At 41.7% G+C, this 26,266-nt stretch carries 20 protein-coding genes; 9 read left to right on the top strand and 11 right to left on the bottom strand.

From position 1 onward, the window contains the following. Window positions 1-477: 477 nt before the first annotated feature. The 4 genes from F8R90_RS23815 to tmk form a co-directional block, all read right to left on the bottom strand. On the bottom strand, window positions 478-1,278 hold the full coding sequence (locus F8R90_RS23815) for an ABC transporter permease (protein ID WP_196512741.1): 801 nt from the start codon (window positions 1,276-1,278) through the stop codon (window positions 478-480). Between the two features lie 2 nt (window positions 1,279-1,280). After that, on the bottom strand, window positions 1,281-2,099 hold the full coding sequence (locus tag F8R90_RS23810; protein WP_196512740.1) for an ABC transporter permease: 819 nt from the start codon (window positions 2,097-2,099) through the stop codon (window positions 1,281-1,283). Next, window positions 2,096-3,088, bottom strand: coding sequence for an ABC transporter ATP-binding protein (locus tag F8R90_RS23805; protein ID WP_196512739.1), 993 nt, complete (start codon window positions 3,086-3,088; stop codon window positions 2,096-2,098). The genes F8R90_RS23810 and F8R90_RS23805 overlap by 4 nt, the downstream gene beginning before the upstream one ends. A 123-nt stretch (window positions 3,089-3,211) precedes the next feature. Continuing rightward, window positions 3,212-3,847 (bottom strand): dTMP kinase, encoded by a 636-nt coding sequence (gene tmk / locus F8R90_RS23800; RefSeq protein WP_196512738.1) that lies wholly within the window; start codon window positions 3,845-3,847, stop codon window positions 3,212-3,214. A 162-nt stretch (window positions 3,848-4,009) separates the two neighbouring features. On the opposite strand from tmk, the gene F8R90_RS33100 reads away from it, so the two are divergent. The 3 genes from F8R90_RS33100 (at window position 4,010) to F8R90_RS23785 (ending at window position 8,604) form a co-directional block, all read left to right on the top strand. Beyond that, a complete protein-coding gene (locus F8R90_RS33100) occupies window positions 4,010-4,600 on the top strand; it encodes a hypothetical protein (RefSeq protein ID WP_230966727.1) in 591 nt (196 codons plus the stop codon). 218 nt (window positions 4,601-4,818) lie between these two features. Next, window positions 4,819-6,909, top strand: a complete 2,091-nt coding sequence (locus F8R90_RS23790) for a hydantoinase/oxoprolinase family protein (protein WP_196512737.1) — start codon at window positions 4,819-4,821, stop codon at window positions 6,907-6,909. Window positions 6,910-7,053: 144 nt separating this feature from the next. Further along, window positions 7,054-8,604 (top strand): hydantoinase B/oxoprolinase family protein, encoded by a 1,551-nt coding sequence (locus F8R90_RS23785; RefSeq protein ID WP_196512736.1) that lies wholly within the window; start codon window positions 7,054-7,056, stop codon window positions 8,602-8,604. A 61-nt stretch (window positions 8,605-8,665) separates the two neighbouring features. Here the strand turns inward: F8R90_RS23785 and F8R90_RS23780 are convergent, their stop codons facing one another. Next, window positions 8,666-8,881 carry a hypothetical protein gene (locus F8R90_RS23780; protein ID WP_196512735.1) on the bottom strand — a complete coding sequence of 72 codons (216 nt, stop codon included), beginning with the start codon at window positions 8,879-8,881 and terminating at the stop codon, window positions 8,666-8,668. 216 nt (window positions 8,882-9,097) lie between these two features. On the opposite strand from F8R90_RS23780, the gene F8R90_RS23775 reads away from it, so the two are divergent. Beyond that, complete coding sequence (locus F8R90_RS23775; RefSeq protein ID WP_230966725.1) at window positions 9,098-10,618, top strand: aminotransferase-like domain-containing protein; 1,521 nt, start codon at window positions 9,098-9,100, stop codon at window positions 10,616-10,618. Window positions 10,619-10,796: 178 nt separating this feature from the next. Here F8R90_RS23775 and F8R90_RS23770 read toward each other — a convergent pair whose 3' ends face one another. Then, the gene (locus F8R90_RS23770) at window positions 10,797-13,697 is read right to left on the bottom strand and encodes a tetratricopeptide repeat protein (protein WP_196512733.1); all 2,901 of its coding nucleotides are present in this window, start codon (window positions 13,695-13,697) and stop codon (window positions 10,797-10,799) included. 269 nt (window positions 13,698-13,966) lie between these two features. On the opposite strand from F8R90_RS23770, the gene F8R90_RS23765 reads away from it, so the two are divergent. Next, window positions 13,967-14,197, top strand: coding sequence for a hypothetical protein (locus tag F8R90_RS23765; RefSeq protein ID WP_196512732.1), 231 nt, complete (start codon window positions 13,967-13,969; stop codon window positions 14,195-14,197). 31 nt (window positions 14,198-14,228) lie between these two features. On the opposite strand, the gene metX is transcribed toward F8R90_RS23765, so the two are convergent. The 3 genes from metX to F8R90_RS23750 all read right to left on the bottom strand — a co-directional run bounded on the left by metX (window position 14,229) and on the right by F8R90_RS23750 (window position 17,932). Continuing rightward, window positions 14,229-15,308: a homoserine O-acetyltransferase MetX gene (gene metX / locus F8R90_RS23760; RefSeq protein WP_196512731.1), complete on the bottom strand. Its 1,080-nt coding sequence runs from the start codon at window positions 15,306-15,308 to the stop codon at window positions 14,229-14,231. Between the two features lie 78 nt (window positions 15,309-15,386). Next, window positions 15,387-16,691, bottom strand: coding sequence for an O-acetylhomoserine aminocarboxypropyltransferase/cysteine synthase family protein (locus F8R90_RS23755; RefSeq protein ID WP_196512730.1), 1,305 nt, complete (start codon window positions 16,689-16,691; stop codon window positions 15,387-15,389). A 329-nt stretch (window positions 16,692-17,020) separates the two neighbouring features. Continuing rightward, complete coding sequence (locus F8R90_RS23750) at window positions 17,021-17,932, bottom strand: SGNH/GDSL hydrolase family protein (protein ID WP_196512729.1); 912 nt, start codon at window positions 17,930-17,932, stop codon at window positions 17,021-17,023. Between the two features lie 346 nt (window positions 17,933-18,278). On the opposite strand from F8R90_RS23750, the gene F8R90_RS23745 reads away from it, so the two are divergent. The 3 genes from F8R90_RS23745 to F8R90_RS23735 all read left to right on the top strand — a co-directional run bounded on the left by F8R90_RS23745 (window position 18,279) and on the right by F8R90_RS23735 (window position 21,956). After that, entirely contained in the window at window positions 18,279-20,039 is a 1,761-nt protein-coding gene (locus F8R90_RS23745) for a Rieske (2Fe-2S) protein (RefSeq protein WP_196512728.1), read from the top strand. A 311-nt stretch (window positions 20,040-20,350) separates the two neighbouring features. After that, the gene (locus F8R90_RS23740; protein WP_196512727.1) at window positions 20,351-20,740 is read left to right on the top strand and encodes a hypothetical protein; all 390 of its coding nucleotides are present in this window, start codon (window positions 20,351-20,353) and stop codon (window positions 20,738-20,740) included. Window positions 20,741-20,990: 250 nt separating this feature from the next. After that, window positions 20,991-21,956 carry a tetratricopeptide repeat protein gene (locus F8R90_RS23735; RefSeq protein WP_196512726.1) on the top strand — a complete coding sequence of 322 codons (966 nt, stop codon included), beginning with the start codon at window positions 20,991-20,993 and terminating at the stop codon, window positions 21,954-21,956. Between the two features lie 123 nt (window positions 21,957-22,079). Here the strand turns inward: F8R90_RS23735 and F8R90_RS23730 are convergent, their stop codons facing one another. Then, on the bottom strand, window positions 22,080-22,697 hold the full coding sequence (locus F8R90_RS23730; RefSeq protein ID WP_196512725.1) for a DUF411 domain-containing protein: 618 nt from the start codon (window positions 22,695-22,697) through the stop codon (window positions 22,080-22,082). A gap of 238 nt (window positions 22,698-22,935) precedes the next feature. Then, entirely contained in the window at window positions 22,936-24,498 is a 1,563-nt protein-coding gene (locus F8R90_RS23725) for a phytoene desaturase family protein (protein WP_196512724.1), read from the bottom strand. Between the two features lie 617 nt (window positions 24,499-25,115). Between F8R90_RS23725 and F8R90_RS23720 the strand changes: the two genes are divergently transcribed. After that, entirely contained in the window at window positions 25,116-26,078 is a 963-nt protein-coding gene (locus tag F8R90_RS23720; RefSeq protein WP_196512723.1) for a DNA polymerase III subunit delta', read from the top strand. Window positions 26,079-26,266: the final 188 nt, after the last annotated feature.

Genomic DNA, 26,266 nt, shown 5'->3' with positions numbered 1-26,266 from the left:
AGAAGGGAATTCTGATTCCTGCCCTCTGCCACAGGGTTCCTGAAGGGTAGCCTACACTGATTGCAAACCTTCTGCCCTCTGCCCTCTGCCCTCTGACTTGAAAATCAAACTTTGGTAAAAAACCAAAGAAAGAAAGTATGTGGCTCTACACCATTGACGGTGACAGCCTGAGCGTGGAAAGCAGAAAATGTCTAGACAGCTACTTCAACAGATTGGACAGTAACTTGATAACCAAGTTTTTCCAAGCGTTTAATCAAGAGCAAGGATAAACTTTTGATGGGGACGAACTCGACCTTCAAGAGCAGAAATGAGTAAATCATGCTTTCTGGTCATTGTTCCTTTGGCTAAAGAATACTTCGCTTTCTGTTGGACAGGAAGCCTACACTGTACCGTAAGGTCAGTGTAAGTAGTTCACAATATTGATAACTGATTTCTGGCGATCGCTTCAGATATAATAAATTTCTTACGCCAACCAACTTAGCTGCCAGTAGAACAGTAGTATCGCTCCCCTAACTTCCAAAGTTTCAGCGCAACTATCAGAAATAGAATACCTGCCATTGGAGAGACGTAGCAAAACCACAAAGGCACTAAAAAAGTATCTTCTTTTTCAAGCACTGCAAGCAAAGGAAAATAACTCACGCAGGCAAGTGGTATAAAGAAAGTGAAGAATCGCTGAAACCATTTGCCATAAATTGAAAGAGGATATTGAGCCGTTTCGACTCCTCCATAAGTGAGGATATTCATAATTTCGAGCGATTCAATAGTCCAAAATGTGAGCGTTGCTTGCACAATAACGATACCAATAAAAAGGGCAACGCTACCAATAAATGAAGTGCCCAAAAGCCACCATGTTTTCAAAGTAAAAGGAATGTGGAGAGTTGAAAGCGACCACCCGGTAACAATAAGCCCTTGAGAAAATCTTCCTATTCGTTTCAAGGTAAATTCTGTCCCCAGAAGTTGAAGTACTGTGGTGCGTGGACGAAGAAGTAAACGATCAAAGTCTCCATTCTTAATTATTTTTCCAAATGAATCAAACCCTCGTCCCAGAGCATCAGCACAGGCGAAAGAAATATTTACCATTCCATAAAAGAGAGCAACTTCACTCAGAGTCCACGTACCAATATTATTAAAACGAGTAAAAAGTGCCCATATTCCGAAAAATTCAACAAAGGTTCCGAGAAAATTCCCTACAACTTGAAGCAAGAAGGACACTTTGTACTGCATTTGTGATTTTAAAGATATAGAAATATATCGGAGGTAGAGAAAAAAAGCATTCATACTCATCCTCCCTGAATTACAAGCTTTCTTACACCACGGTTCACAAGAAAACGTCCAAGGATAACAATCACAACTATCCAGAAAGTTTGATGGAGCAATACATGAAATAGTTCATTTGGTAAAAGATTCCCAGTAAAAAGACGAAAAGGTTGGTCAACAAGCCCTGAGAAAGGAAGTGCATTCAAAAAAGGCTTGCTCCACTCAGGAAAAAGTGGCAGAGGAACAATCATTCCAGACAAGATAATAATCAGAGTGGGGAGGATACTATTAATTCCCTCACCAGAAAGTGTCCACATCATTGATACAGTCAGAAGCATAGTCAATGCAGACGAAAGCAGAATTGCACCAATAAAGGAGATAAAAAAAGCAAACAAAGAAGCAAAGGAGGGTGGAAAAGAAAGCGATCGCTCCGAAAGCCCGACAATGGGAAAAAGGAAAATTGTCACACAAAGAAGAGGAATAGCACGAAGTATCAAGGGTGCTGTGCGAAGCGCCAAAGCGCGAGTAAACCAAAAATTATAAAGGTCAGTGGGCCGCAGAAGATCGTATCCTACCGCACCGGAACGGATCAAGTCTTGAATCTCCTTATCACCTGACCAAGGGACAATCGCCATCAAAAACGCCTGTCCAAGCCATACATATCCTACAGCCTCACGAAAAGTCAGAGGTTGAGCAGAGGTTGTGTTAGTGAAGAATGCTTCTAAAACCATCACTTTCACGAACCCCCAAAATAGTTGAGTTGCAATCCCAGCTAAAGCAGCAGTCCGATATTGCAGCAGCAGTGTAAATCTCGCAACAAATAGTGACAAATAGGCTTTCATCGGAAAATCCCTCCTGACTTCGCATAAAGTTCAGCAACTATCTCTTCAATAGGTGGATTTTCCACAAAAAGATCCTCTACTTCGTGTTTTGAGGTAATCTCGCTAATCAGGGATGCAGCAGAAAGCTTTGTGGGATCGAAGGCAAGAGTTACGGTACGACCTTCTTTGGAGATGATACTGACCCCTTTTTCTTCAAAGGAGAAATCATCGTTTGTCAGGTCTATTCTTAAGTAGCGACGCGAAGAAACTTGAGAACGCAGCGTTGCTAGAGTTCCATCACAAAGAATTTCACCTCCACCAATAATAATTATGCGATCGCACAATGCCTCGATATCATCCATATCATGGGTAGTCAGAATAGTGGTTACTTTATGAGTTTTATTCAGCGCTTTAATAAATTTTCTGACAGCAAGCTTTGAAACTGCATCCAGACCGATAGTAGGTTCATCCAGAAAAAGGATCTCAGGTCTGTGAAGCATTGCGGCTGCAAAGTCACATCGCATCCTTTGACCAAGGCTTAATTGCCTCACAGGCGTAGAGAGAAAGCTTGATAGATCAAGCAAATCAATCATTTCTTGGCGTGTCTGGCGATACTCTGAATCGGGAACGCGATAAATATCCCGCAGCAGATCGAAGGACTCAATCACTGGTAGATCCCACCATAGTTGCGATCGCTGACCAAACACTACTCCAATACGACCAACATGCCGGATTCTATCTTTCCAGGGAGTTCGTCCGCCAATTATGCATTTCCCACTCTCAGGGACTAAGATACCACTTAAAATTTTAATGGTAGTCGATTTCCCGGCTCCATTTGGGCCGATATACCCTACAAGTTCTCCTTGATCAAGGGAGAATGAAACTCCTTTCAACGCATGAACAACTCTTGTTTTTCGCTGCACAAGTCCTTGGATTGAACCGAAAAGCCCAGAGGAGCGTTCAGACACAAAAAAAGTCTTTCTCAGGTCTTCGACAATAATGTGAGACATATATTATTTCAAGTTTTTTCGCATGAAATTGCAGCAGTTTTGATGTTATTGAAACACGTCAAACTGCCAGATATTTTTGTAGGCAAGTATCATTTTATATCGCCTCAAATTTGAAGGTTATGCCTATGGCAACTCCTTCAGGTGTACACGCAAAATTCCTTGAATTACTTGTTGTACAGCTTCTTTACTCAAGCTACCATCTACACGCATAATTCGTGAGGGATAGGATGCTGCTAACTCTGCGTATCCTTGCTGAACGCGCCGATGAAAAGCGATTGTTTCTTGTTCAATGCGGTCTAGTCCTACTCCATCTCCCCGTTTGCGGGCCAGTCCCACTTCGACATCGACATCTAGCCAAATAGTTAAGTCACTTTCTAAACCACCAGTGGCAATATAATTAAGCTGATTGATTAAACTCATGTTCAAACCGCGACCATATCCTTGATAGGCAATGGTAGAGTCAGTGTAGCGATCGCATAAAATATATTTCCCGGCTGTGAGATTTGGTTTAAGTTCTTGTTCAACGTGTTGCGATCGGTCGGCAGCATACAACAAGAGTTCTGTCACTTGTGCAACTGGTTTATCCTCTGCTTTTTCTAGTAGCAAGCGGCGAAGATGTAAGCCTAACTCTGTTCCTCCTGGTTCACGAGTTAAAACCACAGAAATACCCAAACTTTCCAACCACTCAGAACAAAGCTGCATTTGGCTGGTTTTGCCACAGCCTTCTACTCCTTCAAAGACAATTAATTTGCCACCCATGCTTTTTAAAGTTCGCTGCAATAAACTTGTTTGCTGACATTTGATCAAGAATAGCGCGAAGTGTTACAGGCGGGCGAGACGCTTACCCCACAATCATTAGTTGGATATTTTTTTATCCAACTAAAGAACTTTTTTATCAAGTCTTTCCACGCAGAATCAAATATGAGGAACTGGATAAAGTTTACTACCCAAGGGTGCGTTCCATCCTCCACCCATCTCCCATACCAGATGACATTAGTAATTGAAAACTTCGACAATCCCATCGCTCCATTAGTCATCGAGCAACTTCCTTTGCCGATAGTTCCCCAAGGTGTGTTAGCTCCTGTGAGCCTAGCGATCGCCAAGCCGGAGGGCTATCTGAGTTACAATACTTCTACGCAGTCAGCTAATCTCTTCTGGCCCAAGAACTCAGCCAACAATCAAAAAATTACCCAGGCTAAACAGTATACTTACCACTATCTGATTTGGGGAGATGTAACGCGAATCGTGACTGTTGGTAACATCGGTTGGTTTGTCTCCTTTATGTTATTCCATCTGGGGCTTTGGCTGCGGCGCGATCGCTCGGAAGTTTTGTTGCCTCGCATATGTTTGGGCATTCTGCTGTTAGAAGTGGTGGGCGGACTTGCTTGGGGTTGGCTCAATTTGCTAATTGGGCTATTATTTCCCATTGGTGTCATGGGAATAGATGCGGTAATTCGCCGTGTGAACTTCCCTCCATTTCATCCCAGTTGGTGGATGCTTGGTCACTATTGAAGTGAAATGACTAAAAAGGCACTACAGTTATATTCTCAAAATTGACTAATTTTAGTAATCGATATAATTGGAAAATATTTGAACAATATATCACGTAATAATATCGATATTAACTATATAAAATATTCCAAACCTGTGGAAAAATGTTTCACACCTGAAGTAGAAATACTCCATATCTCATTGTTATGCTACCTGTATAGTGTTGAGGAAATAGAGTAATGTTAAAAGTTTTTGCCGATCGCGGTGGTACATTCACAGATATTGTTGCCGTTACTAATAATCAGGCAATTATAGACAGACTCTCAAGACATCCTGAACGTTTTTTAATTGTGACTCTGCCTAATCAGCAATGGATTATAGTCTACAAGCTGCTTTCAGAAAATCCCGAACAATATCAAGATGCAGCCATCCAAGGAATTCGGGATATCATGGGTATTGCTGAGAACGAACCCATTCCTAATGAAGCGATAGAAGTAGTAAAAATGGGGACAACAGTAGCAACAAATGCACTGTTAGAAAGGAAAGGCGATCGCGTCGTTCTTCTTATCACCAAGGGTTTTAAAGATGCATTGCGAATTGGCTATCAAAATCGTCCTAATATCTTTGCTCGTCATATCGTTTTACCAACCATGCTATATGAGCAGGTAATTGAGATTGATGAACGTTATGATGCTTATGGCAATGAATTAATTTCTGTAAATATTAAACAAGCCAAAAATGACTTACAAGCAGTATACAACACAGGAATTCGGAGTTGCGCTATTATTTTCATGCACAGCGATCGCTATCCTGAACACGAACAACAAATAGCCCAGCTTGCCCGAGAAATCGGCTTTACGCAGATATCTGTATCTCATCAAGTTAGCCCATTAATGAAGTTAGTAAGCCGAGGAGATACAACAGTAGTCGATGCTTATTTAACTCCTATTCTACGTCGCTATGTCAACCAAGTAGCGAGTCAGTTACCTGGAGTAAAATTAATGTTTATGAAATCTGACGGCGGTTTAGTCGCAGCCGAACAATTTCAAGGCAAAGATAGTATTTTGAGTGGTCCGGCTGGCGGTATTGTCGGTGCAGTTCAAACTAGTAAAAGAGCAGGTTTCGAGTTAGTTATTACCTTTGATATGGGAGGGACAAGTACAGATGTCGCCCACTTTAAAGGAGAGTATGAACGACAACTAGATTCAGAAATTGCTGGGGCACGGATGCGAGTTCCTGTATTAGCAATTAATACCATTGCTGCTGGCGGTGGTTCAGTTCTCTTTTTTGATGGTTCTAGTTATCGTGTTGGCCCTAAATCTGCTGGTTCAAATCCTGGGCCTGCTTGTTATCGACGTGGCGGGCCATTAGCGGTTACTGATGCCAATGTGATGTTAGGTAAAATTCACCCACAATATTTTCCCTCAGTTTTTGGAATTGATGGGAATTTACCTTTAGATAAAGATATTGTTATTCAAAAATTTACACAATTAACCCAAGACATTCAAGCCACTACATTGAATCATTGTACTCCCGAACAAGTAGCGGCTGGATTTATTGCGATCGCAGTGGAAAATATGGCGAACGCAATTAAAAAAATCAGTCTGCAACGGGGTTATGATGTCAGCCAATATGTGCTTTGTTGTTTTGGCGGTGCAGGCGGGCAAGTTGCTTGTTTAATTGCCGACACCTTGGGAATGAAAAAGATATTTCTTCACCCTTATGCTGGTGTTCTTTCTGCTTATGGAATGGGATTAGCTGATGTCAGAGCGATGAGAGAAGCAGGAGTAGAACAGCCTTTAACCCAAGCATTAATTCCTAAATTACACCAGTTAATGGAATATTTAGAAACTCAAGCTAGGAGTGAAATAAATGAAATTAATGCTCAAACAGAAATAGTCCAAAAAGTCAACTTGAAATATGAAGGAACTAACTCTACTTTAACCGTTAACTTTGCCGATGATGTGGTATTGATGCGGCAAGAATTTGAGGATGAACATAAATCCCGCTATGGTTTCATCCAATTAGAGAAAACTTTAATTGTTGAATCCGTCTCAGTAGAAGTTATTCAAAAAATGGAGACTCCTGAAGAACCCTTAATTATTCGTAGTCGTCCTTTAGATAAAGCTCCGGCATCTGTTGAGGTAGTCAGGATGTTTACTGCTGACAGATGGCATGACACGCCTGTTTACCGACGAGAAGATTTACAACCAGAAGATAGTATTAATGGGCCTGCGATCGTTGTAGAAAAAATTAGCACGATTGTAGTGGAACCTAACTGGCAAGCGAGATTAACTGAACGTAACCATTTAATTTTAGAATGTTTATAAACTAGCTGTTGTCCTGGAAAGTTCTTATGATCGCCACACTAAAATCAACACGATTTTACAATAAAAAGTCTATCCATTCATGGACACTCACAAGTGTTAAAAATCGCTGAAGCGATTCTTACACAAATTATTAAGGAGTTAAAAATGTACACAACATCTCAACCCGATCCAGTCCGCTTAGAAATCTTCAAAAATCTCTATCAATTTATTGCAGAGCAAATGGGAATTGTTCTGCAAAATACAGCAGCATCTGTAAATATCAAAGAAAGGCTAGATTTCTCCTGTGCCATTTTTGACTACTCTGGATTATTAGTCGCTAATGCCCCCCACATTCCTGTACATTTAGGCTCAATGAGTGAAAGTGTCCGTAGTTTAATTAATGAAAAAAGTGACACTCTAAAACCAGGGAATGTATATCTATCAAATAATCCTTATAACGGGGGAACACATCTTCCTGACGTAACTACAATTACCCCTGTTTTTGACGAAGACAAAAAACAAGTTATTTTCTATGTTGCTTCTCGTGGACACCAAGCAGATATCGGTGGAATTACTCCCGGTTCAATGCCTCCCCACAGTACTCTAGTAGAAGAGGAAGGAATTATATTTGATAATTTTCTTTTGGTTGAAGAGGGAATTTTTCGAGAAACCGCAGTAAGACAGCACCTTTCAAATCATATTTATCCTGCTCGTAACCCTAACCAAAATATCGCTGATTTTAAGGCACAAATTGCTGCAAATGAACGAGGAGTTATTGAACTCCGTAAAATGGTTTCACAATATGGGATCGAGACTGTCCAAGCTTATATGAAATTTGTACAATCTAATGCTGAGGAGTCGGTCAGAAAGGCTATCCATCTTCTTAAGGATGGCTCATTTATTTATGAAATGGATAATGGGGCAATCATTCAAGTAAAAGTTACAATATCCCAAGAAAATCGCAGTGCTACCATTGATTTTACTGGAACTTCTGAGCAACTAAATAGTAATTTTAATGCTCCTAAAGCTGTAACTCAAGCAGCAGTATTATATGTCTTTCGGACATTGGTTGATGATAATATTCCTCTTAATGCCGGGTGTCTTAATCCTCTAGAAATTATTATACCGAGTGGCTGTATGCTGAATCCAATTTATCCAGCAGCAGTGGTAGCGGGTAATGTAGAAACTTCTCAAACCATTGTTGATGCTTTATATGGCGCTTTGGGTGTCATGGCTGCTTCTCAAGGAACGATGAATAATTTTACTTTTGGGAATGAGAAATATCAATATTATGAAACTATCTGCGGTGGCTCTGGAGCAGGAATTGATTTTGATGGAACTGATGGTGTTCATTCTCACATGACTAACTCCCGTTTGACTGATCCAGAAGTTTTAGAAACCCGTTATCCTGTACTTTTAGAAAGCTTTAGCCTTCGTCCCGATAGCGGTGGTAAAGGAAAACATTCCGGCGGTAATGGAGTTGTCCGCCACATCAGGTTTTTAGAACCAATGACAGCTAATATTCTCTCTGGACATCGGGTAGTCCCTCCCTTTGGGTTAAATGGTGGGGAAGCTGGAATTGTCGGACGCAACTGGATTCAACGTCAGAATGGAATTGAAGAGAATTTAGATAGCACAGCAACAGTAGAGATGAAACCTGGGGATGTTTTTGTGATAGAAACTCCTGGTGGAGGCGGATTTGGTAAAGTCTCCTAGCGACTTTTCAACTCTCAGAATTTCAGCAGTGTCTATTTGTCATATCGATTGGCAAAAAATTTTATCTGTAATAACATTTATCAATCCAAATTCGCATTTCTTCTTCTGAACCAAAACAGGCAGAACGTCCTGTCATTGGATCGTAGGCACGCCAACAAGAAATGTGACCATGCCAGTCTGATTCCTGCCACACTTGGAGGTCAGAACCACTAGTCATCCATATGACCAAATGTTGCCAATATTTTCGTAAATTTAACAAAAAATTAAATTTATTCATAGTGAAAGCACCTGATACACAGTGAACTATTACTTTTACTTTCACGTAAGTTTTTTCAACTGAGAAGGTACAGTTTTGGTAGATTTTATCTAGTACAGTTAAACGCTATCTCAGCTGGTATAGTAAAAAATCTCTCAACTGTACTAGGTAAACTTGGTAAAAATAGTTTATATTGCCAGTATTGATGATTATTTAGTCATTAACGAGTGCGCCAAAATGAACATTTTATTAGAACGACAGTCACGCAAACCGATTTATTTACAGATCCGCGATCGCATCAGTCGTCTCATTAAATCTGGCGCACTCAAAAGTGGCGATCGCCTCCCTTCTATCCGCTCTCTGGCAGAAAGTTTACAAGTTAACAAACTCACGATTATTGAAGCATATAACGTTTTAGAAGCAGATGGTATTGTTTCTGCTCGTCAAGGTTCAGGATATTTTGTCAGCAGCGTTTCTCCTAAAAGCGCCAACTTAGAATCTACATTTGCTCCAGCCCAAAATGTCATAATTACAAAGCCAGGGAAGTGTTCTTTTTATGAGATGTATACTCCACTGGTGCAAGCACAAACACAGCCAGGAATGATTAATTTTGGCTACGGTTATCCTCGTCCACCCAAAGATATTAACCTCATTGCCAGACGAGCATTAAGACAAGATGATGCTGATATTTTCTTTCCCCATGAGATGCCTCAAGGACAACTAACTCTGTGCAGACAAATTGCCCAGATGCTAGTACATCAAGGATTAGAGGTTTTTCCAGAAGATTTAATTATTACTAATGGCTCTCAGCAAGGGTTGTCATTAGCTATGAGTTATTATGTACAACCTGGTGATTGGGTGATTGTCGAAGCTCCCACCTATTACGGTGCAATTTCTATCTTAGAAAACTTAGGAGCTAAGATTATTGGCATTCCCATGACTGCGGAGGGAATGAATTTAGATTTATTAGAGCAATATCTACACAGCCACCGTCCGAAATTAATTTATACGATTAGTACTTTTCATAATCCAACTGGATTAACGACAACACAAGCTCATCGTCAACAATTATTAGCATTAGCTGAAAAATATGAGTGCCCTATTTTGGAAGATAATGCTTATGAAGGAATAAATTTTGATGCTGTGCCAGCGCCAATTAAAGCTTTAGATAAAAATAATTTGGTGACTTATTTAAGCACCTTTTCTAAAACTTTAATGCCGGGTTTACGAGTGGGCTATATGGTAGTTACAGGTAAGCATTATCAAGCAATTATTGAGCGGAAATTGCTCCATGACTTGCACACATCCAGTATTTCGCAAACAATAGTTAGCGAATATCTCGCTTCAGGACATTACCGCCGCCATCTCAGCCGACTTCGCACAGATAATCTGCAAAGTCGTAATACTATGCTGCAAGCTTTGGAGCGTTATTTCCCTGAAGAGATCCGGTGGACAGTTCCCACGGGTGGATTGTTTCTGTGGGTACAATTACCAGATGATTTTCCGATTGGAACAATTCGTAAGGAAGCCTTTGCACAAAATGTCTACCTGGCGTGTGGTTCGGCATTTTTCCCCGATAAACAGGGTTATCCAGCGATGCGTCTGACTTTCTGTCTCCCGCCTGAGGAGATTGAGCAAGGTATTTCGATTGTGGGTAAGTTGCTGAAAAAGTATATTTCCAAAGGATGCGTAGATACAGAGCGGCTTGTTGTTAAGCATCGCGTATCTAATTATCAGCCGCTTGTTCACAGTTTGTAGTCTAGGTTTCAATACGCTTGGGTTAAGGGCTAATTGTACAAAATTGTGGGTTTTCGAGACGCGATAAATCGCCGTCTCTACAAGTGTTTTGGTTTTATCTGAACTGTATTGGGCTAGGTTTCGTTATCTGAACGCAGTAATCTATTAGCCTGTAAGATTGAAATTAATGAACTTGGCATCATTGGGATTTATCTTGCTCCCACTCTCGCTTGATTTTCTCCAAATCCTTCGCTGCACCCAATTGCTGAAAGATTTGATACGCTGTGTTGTAATGCTGTTGGGCAAGTTCTGTATTGCTGCGCTTACGCTCTAGCTGTGCTAAATCGTAGTTAATCTCTCCCAGTAAGTGAGTCATCCCCAATTCTTGCGCCATTACTAAAGCTTGTTTAGAAAACTGTTCTGCTGCTTCGAGACTACCGCGATCGCATTCATTTTTTCCTAAACAACTATAAGAATAAGCCATGCCAGAGCGATCGCCTAATTCTGTCCGCAATTCCAAAGATTGCCGATATAGGATTTCGGCTGCATCCCAATTACCACGACGGTACTCTATGTATCCCAACTGTTCCCAAATATTCACCATGCCAGAGCGATCACCCAATTCTGTCATCAATTTCAAAGATTGGCGATATAGGGTTTCGGCTGCATTCCAGTTACCGCGATTGCGCTCTATATATCCCAACAATCCCCAAATATTCGCCATGCCAAAGTGATCGCCTAATTCTGTCATCAATTTCAAAGATTGGCGATATAGGGTTTCGGCTGCATCCCAGTTACCACGATTGCTCTCTATATCTCCCCACTGTCCCCAAATATTCGCCATCCCAGAGCGATCACCTAATTCTGTCCGCAATGCCAAAGAGTTATGATACAAGGTTTTGGCTGCATTCCTGTTGTCAGGATTGCGCTTTGGGATTCCCAAGAAATAAATTATCCAATTTTGTGGGGTGGGCGTCTCGCTCGCCCATAACCAAAGGCGTGCAAGATGACCATCCCACAATAAATAGTTGGATATTTTTTTATTTGGAAATCTTTCAATATCTCCCCACTGTCCCGAAATAGAAGCCATGCTAGAGCGATCGCCTAATCCTGTCTCAACTTTTAAACATTGTAGATAAAAGGTTTCAGCTGCATCCCAGTTACCGCGTTTACGCTCTATGTCTCCCAACATTCCCCAACTAGAAGCTATACCAGAGCGATCGCCTAATTCTGTCATCAATTTTAAATATTGTCGATAAAAGGTTTCGGCTGTATCCCAGTTACCGCGTTTGCGCTTTATATCTCCTAACAATCTATTGCTATATGCAATACTATTTTTACTTTCTTGCTTTTGTGCAATGGCTAAAGCATTCTGAAAATATCTTTCTGCTTCATCCCAATTGCCTAAATCACGATGAATGACTCCAATCCATTGCAAGCAGATGCAGGATTCCTCCTCATCAATGTGCGGCAAAACTTGTTCACATAAGCCTTTTAATAAATTCCAGTGTCCCCAACGTCTCAGATATTTTCCCAAAATTCTTGTTATTAAATTATATGCTTCACTGTAGTTGCCCAACTCAAAAGCAAAATATTGTGCTTCTAGTACTAGGCGCAAATCTTCTAAAGTTTTAGGATTTTCAACACTCTTGCCTGAGCAGTAAAACTTATAGATACTCTTGAGCAGATTGGGCAGTTCGTCTTGATATTCCCCTTGAAGAAACTCCACAATCACCCGATGTAAGTCATAAAATATCTCACATTGCTGTTCATCATAGCGACTCTGCACCAAACTGCTATCGACTAATCGCTCTAAAATTACTTGCGTTTCACTAATTTCTTCCTCTGTAAATTCAGCAGGTTCTTCTAAGACTGCTGCCATTTCAAAGCGATCATCTTGCTCCCAATCATCTGTATATAACCGCAAGAAAGTTAAACCTCGGATATCTATCCCCACCCGCAACAAACACATCCGGCTGAGTAAATCTCGCGCTGCTTCACTTTGCCTTGTCAGTTGTTCTCTGAGAATGGGTTCAGCCTTTTTCGTTACCAATTCTGGATGCTTCCGCAGATACCCAGGCTTACCCTTACCAATAGCCGCCAGTTGGGTTAACAAAAATACGTGTCCCTCAACGCGCTCAGATACCCACTGCAAATCTGCTACACTGTCTTTCAGTTGGCGCTGTCGCAAAATCTCAACTCCCGCGACTGTCACCACTCCAAAAATTCTCTCGATATACACCAATTCTGAATCTGGTTCCGCACCTTCATAGCGAATATCTGCCAAATCTGCTGGCACTTCTCGACTGGTTAATAGGGTTTGTGATTGATGCTGCTGATAAACTAAGGCATTTAGCAGTTTACCCCAATCCTCTGAAATTGCCCGTCCTGCTTGCGGATGGTTGGCAGGCTGTAAAATACTTTCTAGGTTATCCAGCACTACAAGAGTGCGCGTTTGCGCCAACCCCTCAATAATTTTGGCTATCTTTTCATCAGCACTTTTTAACTTCTCTGCTGTTTGAATACCCAAGCCATCAATTAATAAAAATTCTGCCACATCATCAAAACTTGTCCCCTGCTGCGCTTTGAAATACATTACGCACTCATAAGGACACTCTTCTACATTTGCCCCTTTTTCAACAGGAGTTAGGGCGGATCTTCCACAATTAACGCCCAGTGCTTCTAAAAGTTTTACAGCTAAACTGGTTTTGCCAATACCCCCTTGTCCAATAAGTGCCAATACCTTAAGCGGATTTTCTGGTTGCAGTAATTTTGCCTGCAACTCTTCAAGGAGTTTATCTCGTCCCTTCCACACAGGTACTTCTGGGATTGCTTGATTTCCCACTAACCGTTTTTCAGTTGTTGTTTTTGTCTGTAGAGGCGATCGCACTTCAGCTTCAATTTTATCGAGTTCATCCTCAAGACGCGCCAGTTGAGCCTCTTCTTCCAAAAGCTGCTGCTCTAATTTAAACTTTACTGTCGTATCAGTCTCAATAGCTAAGTCACGCCGTATCCGTTTTACTTTCTCATTTCGGATATCCCAGTTTTGTTGAAGTTCGTCTCGTTTTTCCTCTAATCGACGCTGTTGTTCTCTGTTCATTTAGAGGCTGAGATACAAGTTAGATTACTTAAGTATAATCATGATAATCTATGGTGCTGCTAAAGGGTGTGTACTTAGCGGGCTTTTTTAGGAGCGATAGCACCACTCACCCCAAAAATGTAGATGCGGGGCTGGTTATCGTTAGACATCGCCTTTTCAACTTCATCATTCCACCTCATATTATTTCACTTTAATAATGATACAAATATGCTGGTAAGGGCATGGCAATGCCATGCCCCTACGAGAAATCTATATGTATCAGGATTTTTGTGAATTGGTATCAGAACTCGGAAGGCCGACCTTTTATCTCGGAAATTCATGCTCAGAACTCGGAAGGTCGACCTTTTATCTCGGAAGTTCATGCTCAGAACTCGGAAGTCCAAGCTTTTATCTTGAAGTTTTATGCTCACAACTCAGAAGTCCAAGCTTTTATCTTGAAGTTTCATGCTCACAACTCGGAAGTCCAAGCTTTTATCTCGAAGCTTCATGCTCACAACTAGGAAGGCCAAGCTTTTTCCTCAATCCGTCGAGTTAAGAGACTGATAAATCTAAATTTTGCTGAAAAGAGATTAGTATTTCATTCAATGCAGCCATGTCAATTAAAAATGCATCATGTCCGTGGGTTGATTTCAGCCAAGCCAGTTGAGCATTGGGGATTAAATTGGCCAATTCTTGTTGTTCTACTGGAGGATAGAGGATATCAGAATCAATGGCGACAACTAAAGTCGGTTGCTGGATGCTTCGCAGAACAGATTCATAATCTGATAAATTAGGGACTGTGCGATCGCGTCCAACATCATGGCGATCCATTACATGGGTGAGGGTAATGTAAGTGTTGGCATCAAATCGTTCTGTCAGCTTTTGACCTTGATGCTGTAAGTAATTAGCTATGACAAACTGCTCAGATGCATCATACTCCCGTCCGAAGCGGGTTGTAAAACTATCCCAAGAACGGTAAGTAGACATCGCCATCATCCGCGCCACTGCGAGTCCTTGGTTTGGGGGCGCATCCAGGGTGTAGTTCCCATCTTGCCAGTTGGGATCGGCATAAATTGCCTGTCTTTGGGCTTCACTTAATCCAATACACCAAGCTGAATGCCTGCCAGAAACAGCAATAGGTGCGATCGCTTCCACCTTCTCTGGATATAGTAATGCCCACTCCAGTGCTTGCATCCCACCGAGTGATCCGCCTATTACTAACCGCAGAGATTGAACACCCAGATATTCTAGTAGTGCAGCTTGCAGGCGAACCATATCTCGGATTGTAATCTTAGGGAAGGATACGCTATAAGGCTTTTCTGTTATGGGATTGATACTAATTGGCCCGGTTGTGCCGTAACAACTTCCCAAGATGTTGCTGCACACAATAAAATCGCGTTCTGGGTTGAAGGCTTTCCCTGAACCAAACAAAGGCTCCCACCAATCATCAGCGTCAGCCGAACCAGTTAAGGCATGACAAATCAGTACCCCATTATCGCCTTGGGTATTTAACTGTCCCCAGGTGCGATAAGCAACCTGAACCCCAGTTAATGTTTCGCCCCCTTCCAGTTGAAATGGTATCGTCAGTTGGTAAAACTGGGTTTGCGGTGAGATGAAGTCTGAGTAGATCATATCTAGGAGTAGGGAGTGGGGAAAAGGGGACAAGGGGACAAAGAAAATAACCATGCCCAATGCCCGATTTATTGAGAACTAAATCCTAACTTGCCCGAATGCCTGCTGGAAATCCTCTTTGATATCGTCGATATGTTCAATTCCCACTGATACCCGCACCAAATCGGGTGTCACACCTGCTGAAAGCTGTTCGTCATCACTCAGCTGTTGATGGGTTGTGGAAGCGGGATGAATAACGAGGGTTTTAGCATCACCCACATTTGCTAAATGACTTGCCAATTTCACATGATTAATAAAAGCTTTACCTGCCTCCAATCCTCCTTTGATGCCAAAGTTTAAAACTCCCCCAAAGCCATGCCGGAGATATTTTTTAGCTCGTTCATGATATGGATGATTAGGAAGTCCCGGATAATTAACCCATAATACTTGCTCTTGCTGCTCTAACCACCGAGCCAATTCTAGGGCATTGCTCACATGTCGATCTACACGTAGAGAAAGAGTCTCTAATCCTTGCAGTAATAGAAAGGCGTTAAATGGACTCAAGGACGGGCCAAAATCTCGTAACCCCTCGACTCTGGCGCGGATAATAAAGGCAATGTTGCCAAAAGAACCACTAGGGCCAAATACTTCTTGAAAATTCAGTCCATGATAGCCGGGTGCTGGCTCAGTAAATAGGGGAAATTTGCCGTTACCCCAGTCAAATTTACCCGAATCTACTATTACACCACCAATAGAAGTGCCATGTCCACCAATCCATTTAGTTGCAGATTCCACTACAATGTCTGCACCATGTTCAATGGGTCGAGCTAGATACCCACCAGCACCGAAGGTATTATCCACAATTAAAGGTATGCCGTTTTCATGGGCAATGTGGGCTAAAGCGGCAAAGTCGGGGATGTTGAATTGCGGATTGCCAATGGTTTCAACGTATAATGCTTTGGTGCGATCGTCGATCGCCTGACGGAAACTTTCCGGATCATCTCCCCCAACAAACTTGACCTTAATACCTAAACGTGGCAATGAGACTTTAAACTGGTTATATGTTCCCCCATATAGAAAACTAGTGGAAACAATATTATCCCCAGCCTGAGCAATGGTAGTGATTGCCAAAAATTGCGCCGCCTGACCACTAGCGGTTGCTAATGCTGCTACACCCCCTTCTAGAGCAGCAATTCGCTTTTCAAATACATCCGTCGTCGGGTTCATGATCCGGGTGTAAATATTGCCAAATTCTTGGAGAGCAAATAACCGCGCTCCGTGGTCGGCATCGTCAAAAACGTAGGAAGTTGTTTGGTAAATTGGTACAGCACGAGCATTAGTTCCAGGAGCCGGCTCTTGTCCAGCATGAACTTGTAGGGTTTCAAAACGATATTGTTCAGACATAAGCAGTTATTTTAGTTTCCAATAATACAAGTAAGTAATATACTATTTGAGCCTTGTGTTGGATTAATCAACGGTAATTAGTCAGGCTTGCCGTATTTTACAGTTATTTTTAGTTAATTAAACATACTGTAAGGACGCACAGCTAGCTATGCGCCCATGCAGCCAAAGTAATTTTAAGTCGTGGAAACGCTAGCGGAGATGTTCTCTCTACTTCTATACGGCGCAATTCCTTAAAAGCAAAGAACGTCAGTGATGCTAGAATCCCCGCCATTTATGCCTGGGGAGTGTCAAAGAAAGAATTTTATCCCTGCAAAAACTGATCAAGCAATTTAGGGAACCAACATTGAACGAGGATTAATCATCCCTGCCTCTTGAATGCTTGAAAAAGCAGTTTCCCCGATGATGCGATGAGCCGCAGCTGTCGGATGAATACCATCCCAGAACAAAAACTGGTCTGGATTACCGCAGGTGCGAGAACCTGACAGACATGGACTGATCACATTGGTAAAGTTAAAGGCTGCGGGATTGGCGTAGGCGTAGCCCGTCGCAGACATCGCATCTCGATACAGCGCATTAGCATCTAATACCACCATCTCCAGATCGTAATGCTGTTGATTTAGTACTTTAAGCGATCGCCTCAAGCCTTGATTATGTGCTTGTGTTAATGCACTGAGGTTCACAGAATTTGCACTGTTTCTAGTGGCAGGTAACTGTCCTAAATCTGGTAAATTTCCAACCAGAATCTTTTTAGCACCCACATCAGTTAGAGAGTTGATTGCCGTCGTCACATTTTTAACAGGAATATTTGCACTGCTTACCCCTTGCAAATAATCATTTGCCCCTGCCCACAGCACATACAAAGCATCTGAATTCGTATGTTGATGTGTCTGTATAAACGACTGCACTTGATTTAGCAAGCTAGGTACATAGCTGTTGCCAACACTGCCAGTAGTCGAGCCTCCATAAGCAAAATTGTGAGTTTGCTTAGAGGAGAGATGGAGGGATTCAGCAAGATACTCAATCCAAACCCGACCATTGGAGTAACGCCCCTGAAAGTAAGTTGGATTAGGTGGGTACATTCCTCCTGTCGCCCGGAATACCATCCCTGTATCCGAAAGACTGTCCCCAAATACGTAGAGTTCTGTGATGGGATGAGTTTTATCCATAAATTTTGCCGCTACAACCATGATAAAAATTACGAGAGCAAGTCCTGTTCTGAAAAGCCACTTTTTTCTTTGCATTAAACTTTTCTGCAAACCCTAAAGACAACAGTTTTTACAACTGTTGTTGATGTTTATTGTTATGAGTAAAGATTAAGCTTGCAATTGAGCACTTCTCTAACTTAACAAGCTAGCTTCAGAGCTAGTGAGCAAAACCGGATACTTTCAGGTGTGGATTTTGCCAATTGTCTTAATGCAGCGCTGTTGTGTTTTGTAACATCTCACCAATAAACGATAAGGCGCTGGTCGACCTTTCTTGATAAATACTTATCGTTAACAAAAATTAGACTTGCATCGCTGCTCAAACCGTTGAAAGTTCGTCAGAGTAAAAGTAGGAGTTTTTACATCCCTTTGGTTGAAAACTGAAATGACTCAAAAACTTGCAGCCCCAACCCATACAGACAAATACATCCGTGTTGCTAAATTTGCAGATGTTCAAGCAGCAGGTAGTTTGTTGGTTCGCAGCGAAAAACACACTATAGTTTTGTTTTACTCAGATAATAAAGTCTATGCAATAGATAACCGTTGTCCTCATATGGGCTTTCCGCTTCACGGTAGCACTTGCAAAGATGGCATTGTGACTTGCCCTTGGCACTATGCCCGCTTCGACCTCGCCAGTGGCGGAACATTTGACTCTTGGGCAGATGATGTTCCCTCCTTTGATGTAGAAATCCGTGATGGGGAAGTTTGGGTAAATCTAGCTCCTCTAGTTGACCTTCATGCCCACCACCAACGTCTTCAGGATGGTTTAGAACAGAGTATTTCCTTAGTTATAGCCAAATCAGCGATCGCACTACTAGACATGGGGGCAGATATTACCGAACCATTTCAGATGGGACTGGAATTTGGCACCCGTTACAACAAAGCAGGCTGGAGTACAGGCTTAACCATCCATACTTGCATGATGAATTTGCTGTCTTATCTGGATGCAGAAGACAAACCCCGCGCCCTTTTCCAAGGACTTTCAGCAGTAGCTAGTGATAGCGCTGGAGCGCCGCCTCACTTTGTAGTTCATCCATTGCCCAATTCTACCGTTGATCTGAATACCCTCAAAAGCTGGTTTTGTCAGTTTATTGAGGTGCGGGATAGTGAAGCAGCAGAGAGATGTCTGATATCTGCAATTCGGGCGGGAGCTAATTCTGAGCAAATTGCAGATATGCTGTTTACATGTGCTACAGACCACCGTTACATCGATAGTGGTCATGCACTCGACTTCATTAACAAGGCACTGGAATCCCTGGATGCCGTTGGTTGGCAGGGGGCAGAGTCCGTTTTGGCGAGTCTAGTTTCTGGTTTAGCAACTGCTTCCCGCATGGAAGAATCCAATTCCTGGCGCTATCCGGTGGATTTGGTAGCAATTCTGGAGTCTGCCTTTGAGCAGTTACCTATGGCTTTAGCAACAGGACGACCCCGATATGGAACTTGGTCAGGTCAAGAGGAATTAGTGCCGATTTTGTTAGGGGAAGACCCCCAGAAAATTACCAACTCTCTTCTGACTGCTCTGGAAGCTGGTTGTACTGAAGAACAATTGGCAAGTGTAGTTACGTACACAGCAGCACTGCGAGTAGCTCGCTTCCACACTAACAACGATTTTGGGGACTGGAATTCGGCGCACCATCCGTTCACTTTTGCCAATGCAGTACATCAAGGATTACGACGAGTGCCTTCGCTGGAACTATTACGAGGTGTGTTTGATGCTGCCATGAGTGTATATTTGAATCGTTTTTTGAATGTACCACCAGCAAGACTTCCAGAACCAAAAGACTCTGCTCAAAATCCTGAAGAATTACTCAACCAACTACCAGATTTATTAAATCGCCAACAGCAAGTCAATCAGACAGGTCAGTTAGTGGCTGATTATTTGTATAGTGGCGGCTCTGCTGAACGGTTGATGGCAATGTTGGGTAAGTTGATGCTGCGGGAAAATCGAGAGTTTCATGTGATTCAGGAAATAGAAGCAGCTTTTAGACAATACTCGCTGTTAGGTGAAACTGCTGCTGGTATTCATGTACTAGTTGCTGCTGCTCGTTATCTAGCAGCACATGCGCCGACAATGCGATCGCAAGGACAAACCTATCAAATTGCTTATCGGTTGCATAAAGGCGATCGCCTGTTTGAAGAATCGTAATTTAGCTAATCTGGCAGAATAATTGGTGCGATCGCGGCAATTTCTGCAATGCTTGGCAAACTCAAGAGGCGAATTAAAAGTTGCATAAATTTTCAACTCGCCTCAGTTAAGTACTTGAAAATGTAAACCAATCTGTTCTGTACTGGGCTTAAAGGAGTCTTTATTGCTCTTGATGTCGCTCAATTAGCTCACCCTTTTGGGTGAGTCATATATCAACCGATCAGATGAACTGACTGAAGGAAGCTGAGATTAATAATAAAGAGGACTCTATTAATAAAGAACACCGTTCGCATTTTACCTAAGAATTATTTATGAAACTTGTTACCTTAATAAATTCTGCACTTATTTTTGCTGCTATTACTCTTGTACCTGGAATCGCTGGTGCTCAAACAGCTACTACCAACGGTAGTGAAATAGTAATTAACTCTAACAACTTATCCAGTAAATCTACTTCTGTTAATTATCTCCAGCCTTTCAATCTAGTTACTTTTGCTTATCAGGGAGGTCTGAAACAGCACGGTATTCCCAGCGGAGGAGAGCTAGTAGTTGAAACTCTAAACAGAAATATTATTGCAAAAGATTTGGTTAAGGCTGCTGTTAATGCAGATAAATTACCATCACAAGTTTTAAACGACCAAAATTATCTCAGTGCTGTTAATTTCCAACTAAATGCATTGCCTGATTATGCTGCTGCTGATTGATTTGGTTTTTCTTCAATCCTTTTAAAAAGCGAAATTTTTAATTATAGTATATTCGTGCGCTTGTTACCAATATAAACAAGAGCCTTTTCTACGCAGAAATTGCTGTGTATAAAAGAAAGTTTGATGTTGAAAAACAATTTTTAAATTTTGAGAGAAGTTGTGCCTATAAGTTGCATTTCTGGTGTGCTAAAGCTACAGAAAATTGTATAATCGACAGCCTATCGACCACAAATTTCCTTTTCTATAGAGAATGACAGAAGTAATTAGATCCGGGAGCCTAAATAACATCGAGTCCATTGAGTTTGAAAAACAGTGCTTGCACAAAGCCAGAGAAACAGGCGATCGCAATAGGGAAGTCACTTGTTTAGGAAGTTTGGGCAATGCTTACCACTCACTAGGCGAGTACCACCTGGCAATTGAGTTTTATCAGCAGTGGTTGGATATAGCTAAAGAAATAGGCGATCGCTTCGAGGAAGCCAAATCTTTATCTGGGTTGGGCAATGCTTACCAATCACTGGGAAAATACCAGCGAGCGATTGAATTTTATCACCAGTGGTTGAGCATCACCAGGAAAATAGGCGATGCCTACGGCGGGCAAAGCCAACGCACTGGAGAAGGCATTTGCTTGGGAAGTTTGGGCAATACTTATGAATACCTAGGCAAGTATGAGCAAGCGATTGAGTGTTATCAGCAGTGGTTAAGTATCAGCAAGAAAACAGGTGATTGGAATGAGGAATGCATTTGTCTGGGAAGTTTGGGCAATACTTATGAATCGTTGGGGCAGTACCAACTGGCAATTGAGTTTTACCAGCAATGGTTAGAATTAGCAAGATTAATCAGCGATCGCAATGGCGAAGGCATGGCCTTAAGTGGGTTGGGTAATGCTTATAATGCTCTGGGACAGTACCAAAAGGCAGTTGAGTTTCATCAATATTCATTAGAGATCAGAAGGAATCTTGATGACCAAAATGCAGAAGCAAACGCCTGGTTTAATTTGGGTCTGGTATTAGAAAAAATCAATCGAGAATCGGAAGCGATGGATGCCTTTTGCCATGCCCGCGAAATCTATCACGCAATGGGACTCGATGCAAGTCTGCAAGATTGTAACCATGCGATTCACCTTCTTTCTGAAAACGTTGCAAGTGCAGCATCTCGCTTCTGGTTTAGGAGATGGTTAAGTTATTTGTCGCAGTTCATCAAAGCTGGTGCTAACTAGTAATATTTCCCACGACTGATTGAGTTAATGTGAGGATGTTTTAAAAGGCTTTGGCAATTTATAATCGCCAAAATACATTGAAAAACCACTTTTAAAACATCCTCTGAATCCAGGGAGATTACATCAAGAGGACGGATATTTATTGAATACTGCAACTGAGTCCTTGTGATCAAAGGAAAGCACAGAAAATGGGTCTTTTCGATTCCCCATCTCCATCCCAGGAGTGCCTACGGGCATTTGGGGAACAGATAAACCAGCAACATTTGGCTTTTCTTGAAGCAGACGTTTGATGTCGTCTGCTGGGACGTGTCCTTCGATCACATATCCATTAACAATTGCTGTGTGGCAAGATGACAAGTTATCTGGCACGTTGTACTTTTGTTTGACTGTTTCGATGTCAGGCGTGGAAAAGTCTGTGATTTGAAAACCTTGTGTCTTTAAGTGCTCAATCCATCCGCCACAACAATTACAATCGGGACTGTGATATACAGTGGCATTTAGTGCTGTTGATTTTAATGGTGTCTGTTCATCTTGGATAAGCTTAGTGGTACTTACCAGTTGAGCATTAGCTGCAAAAGAACTAGGAAAAACAGCTTGAGCATTACTCATAGAAGCAGTGCTTCCCAAGATGCCCAACACTCCTACTGTTAGACAAATTATTACCACTGCACGTACAGCAGCACGTACCAAGATAGGAGGTAACCATTTTTGCCAGTAATAAATAAATTGTTTGTGCGACATCTGAGACTTCCTGAGTACAACATTGCATAAATTTGTTGTAACAAATTCCCTCCAAAAAGACTCTGCATACCTTTACTTTTGCGTTTATTTTGTGTCCCCCTGCGTTTAAAAACACTACAATTTTACGCAAAACTGTACTATGTGCGATAAAACAAAAGCAATTCCTTAGCAGTCATCATAACTGCAAGCTTAGACGCGTAGCAGCTTGTCGCCAGACATCATTCCATCAAAGCCACCATTATCCAACTTCCACCAAAGGCTGGGGTATTTTAACTTTCTGCCATACCGATTGCCCTGTCAGCAGTTCCACAACATCCATCCCATTCCCAATTACACCTGGTACACTCGGATAACCAGCACTCGCCCCTACCAAAAAGAGGTTAAGTAACTCTGTCGTATATCCCAGACGATTTAAACCAACCTGTTTCGGTATTAATTTCGCACCGTAAATATTACCCTGCGGTTGTCCCAGATAAAATTCACTGGTGGTAGGTGTACCGTAAACTTTTATCCGGGCGTAGTTGTCTACATCTGGAATCAAATCTCGCACATTTGCCATAATCTGCTGATAAATTTCCCGCTTTTTGGCTTTATATGCTTTTGGGTTGGTTTTGTGCAGATGTTCAAATGGTTCATAGGAACACACAGTGGCAATCTCTAAGACATGATGTCCCTTAGGCCCCATCCCTGGTTCGCTAGATTTCATCGTCGGACAAGAGAGAAAAATCCACGGTTGGCTAAAGTCACCTTGGAATTGTTGTTGATATTCTCTGTTCAGGTCGCCTGTGGGATAATACCAAATATTCCAGTTCCCGATGCCATAGCGTTGGGGATCGAAGCGGCTATCTAAACCCAGGTAAATATTGAAAGCACTGGTTGAGTATTCGTAACTAGTGAGGCGTTGATGCTCCTTTTGACTCAGGGCTGCAAAATCATGCATTAACTCCACTGTTAATTTGGGGTCGAGGTCACTGATATAAGCTTTGCTGGCACAATAGGTCATACCATCGGCAAGGACACTATGGACAGTGTGGTTGCTAACTTGAATATGGCTTACCGGGGTTGAGTATTTGATCACACCTCCACCTGCGGTAATTACGTCTGCAATGGTGTTAACAAGGTGTTTGAAGTGATGTTTGGGATAATAAGCACCTTCTGAGTAGTCCCAAACTAGGGAAGTGTGCGTGAGTAGCGCAATTTCTTGGGGTGGTAGTGCATAGTCGCCACTTTGCCCCGCCAGCACTGCTTGTAGTTTAGGCGATAAACCGACATGGTTATACAAATCTTGTAGTGTCCAATTCCGCTTCCAAAATAGATTCAAATATTTTGGTAACTTCAACCAGTCAGACAACTTCTGATCAAACAAGCGTACTTCCTGTACTAGGTTGCGAATTTCTTGGTGGAGTTGCTGAATTTCATTGCAATAACGGTTAATAGCAGCAGTTTCTTCTGGAAATGTGGAGAGTAAACGCGATCGCAGATTTTCCCATCCCAAAGGAATTTTAAAATCCGCCTCTGGTGTGATAACTCGATCAATGCAGTCAGGATCAAGGCTATTAAACGGTACATCTTGATCAATATAGTCGAGAAATTGGGCTATAGTCTGTCCAGAACCACATTGAGAGATGTAATGTACGTCAGCACAAAAACTGTATTCCCCGTAATCAAAGGTGTGACAACATCCGCCAGGTAAATAATGTTGTTCTAGAACTGCTACCCGATAGCCTTGTCGAGTTAAACAGGCTGCGGTCGAAAGTCCACCCAGTCCGGCTCCCAGAATCACATAATCGAAGATTTCCATATCAGCCTCCTTGGCAATCTTGATTTCTCTTGATTTCGGTGCTATGAATTTTTATCACCGTTTTTTACCAGTACAAATGCCAAAATAATCAGCGGAGCTTTACCTAGCTTTACAGTTTTCATCAAAGGAAAATAGGTAAAAAATCATCCGGGAGAAGGTGTAAGAATTTGTATCGTTGATAGTAGTAATTGCACCATCACCGAATATTTTAATATTTAGCTGTGGCAATTTTTTGCCAACATCCTCACTAACATTTAGATACCCTAAAGGATGTTTAACAGTTCACTGATTTAAAGTAACCGCAAAATTTAGCTTCAAATCACCGTAAAAACTTGCAGATAGTTAGCAGGCGATAATTTCCGAATTTAAACCCTTATTCTTTAATCCTTATGTCTATTCATATTATCGAAACTAAAAAAGTGATTTAATAATGTTTGCTTTTCTTCACAAAAACTGATTAAAGTATTAATTAGCTAAAAGTATACTTATAAAACTCCTGTTTTATTTTTGACTATTGATCCTTGATTAATGACCGAAACAGACTCATGATACAAGCCTCTAAATTTATGGGGATTATTAATTTTGAATTTTGAATTTTGAATTCGGAGTGAAGCGACGTGACTATTAACCCATTTACACCAATTGTAGGACAACAGCAAGCCATAGAATTACTCACTCAAGCTGTTAGACAAAACCGGATTGCTCCAGCGTATCTATTTGTGGGGCCAGATGGTGTAGGAAGGAGTTTAGCAGCTAGGTGTTTTGTGGAATTGCTATTTTCGAGTGAGATGGGAGTCACTACGGCTTTACAAAACCGTTTGCGTCAAGGTAACCATCCAGCTTTGTTGTGGGTGCAACCAACGTACCAATACCAGGGACAACGATTAACAGCAACAGAAGCAGCCGAGAAAGGACTTAAGCGTAAAGCACCACCTGTAATTCGGCTAGAGCAAATTCGGGAAATTACCGAGTTTCTCAGTCGTCCGCCCTTGGAAGCACCGAGAAATGTGGTAGTGCTGGAAGAAGCGCAAACAATGGCAGAAGCAGCAGCGAATGCTTTACTTAAAACCTTAGAAGAACCGGGACAAGCGACGTTAATTTTAATTGCACCTACACCTGAGTCTGTTTTGCCAACTTTGGTGTCACGCTGTCAACGCATTCCTTTTTATCGTTTAGATGCACAGTCTTTGGCTGTTGTACTCACACAAACTGGTCATCAGGAAATTTTGCCAAATCAGGCGGTATTGAGTATAGCAGCTGGCAGTGCGGGAAGTGCGATCGCATCTTACGAGCAATTACAAACTATTCCCCCTGAGTTACTCGAAGATTTGAAAAAAGCCCCTGCTTCCTACCGCAAAGCCTTGGAGTTAGCCAAGAAAATCGATAAAGATTTAGATACAGAAGCCCAACTGTGGTTAGTTGATTATCTTCAGCAATTCTACTGGCAGCAGTGGCATCAACCTAGCATCATCAACCAGCTAGAACAAGCTCGTAAATACTTGCTTTCTTACGCTCAACCAAGGCTAGTTTGGGAATGTCTGCTTTTATCTGTATGTCAAAAAGAAAATCCTATTTACTAACTCTTGCACAAAAATCTCAAACCCTCTAGCAATATTAAATAATATTACTTAAGCGATCAGGAATAGTGATGATCAAATAATTACTAATTAGTAATATTTATAGAAAGCACAAAGCGGTACTTAATAAGTAATTATATGAATTATAATGAGACATCGTTGGCGTTTATGAGATTACTAGTATGAAACGG

The sequence above is a fragment of the Nostoc sp. NZL genome (genome assembly GCF_015714705.1).
Lineage (GTDB): Bacteria > Cyanobacteriota > Cyanobacteriia > Cyanobacteriales > Nostocaceae > Nostoc > Nostoc foliaceum_A.
This window is presented reverse-complemented; position numbering and strand designations above follow the sequence as displayed.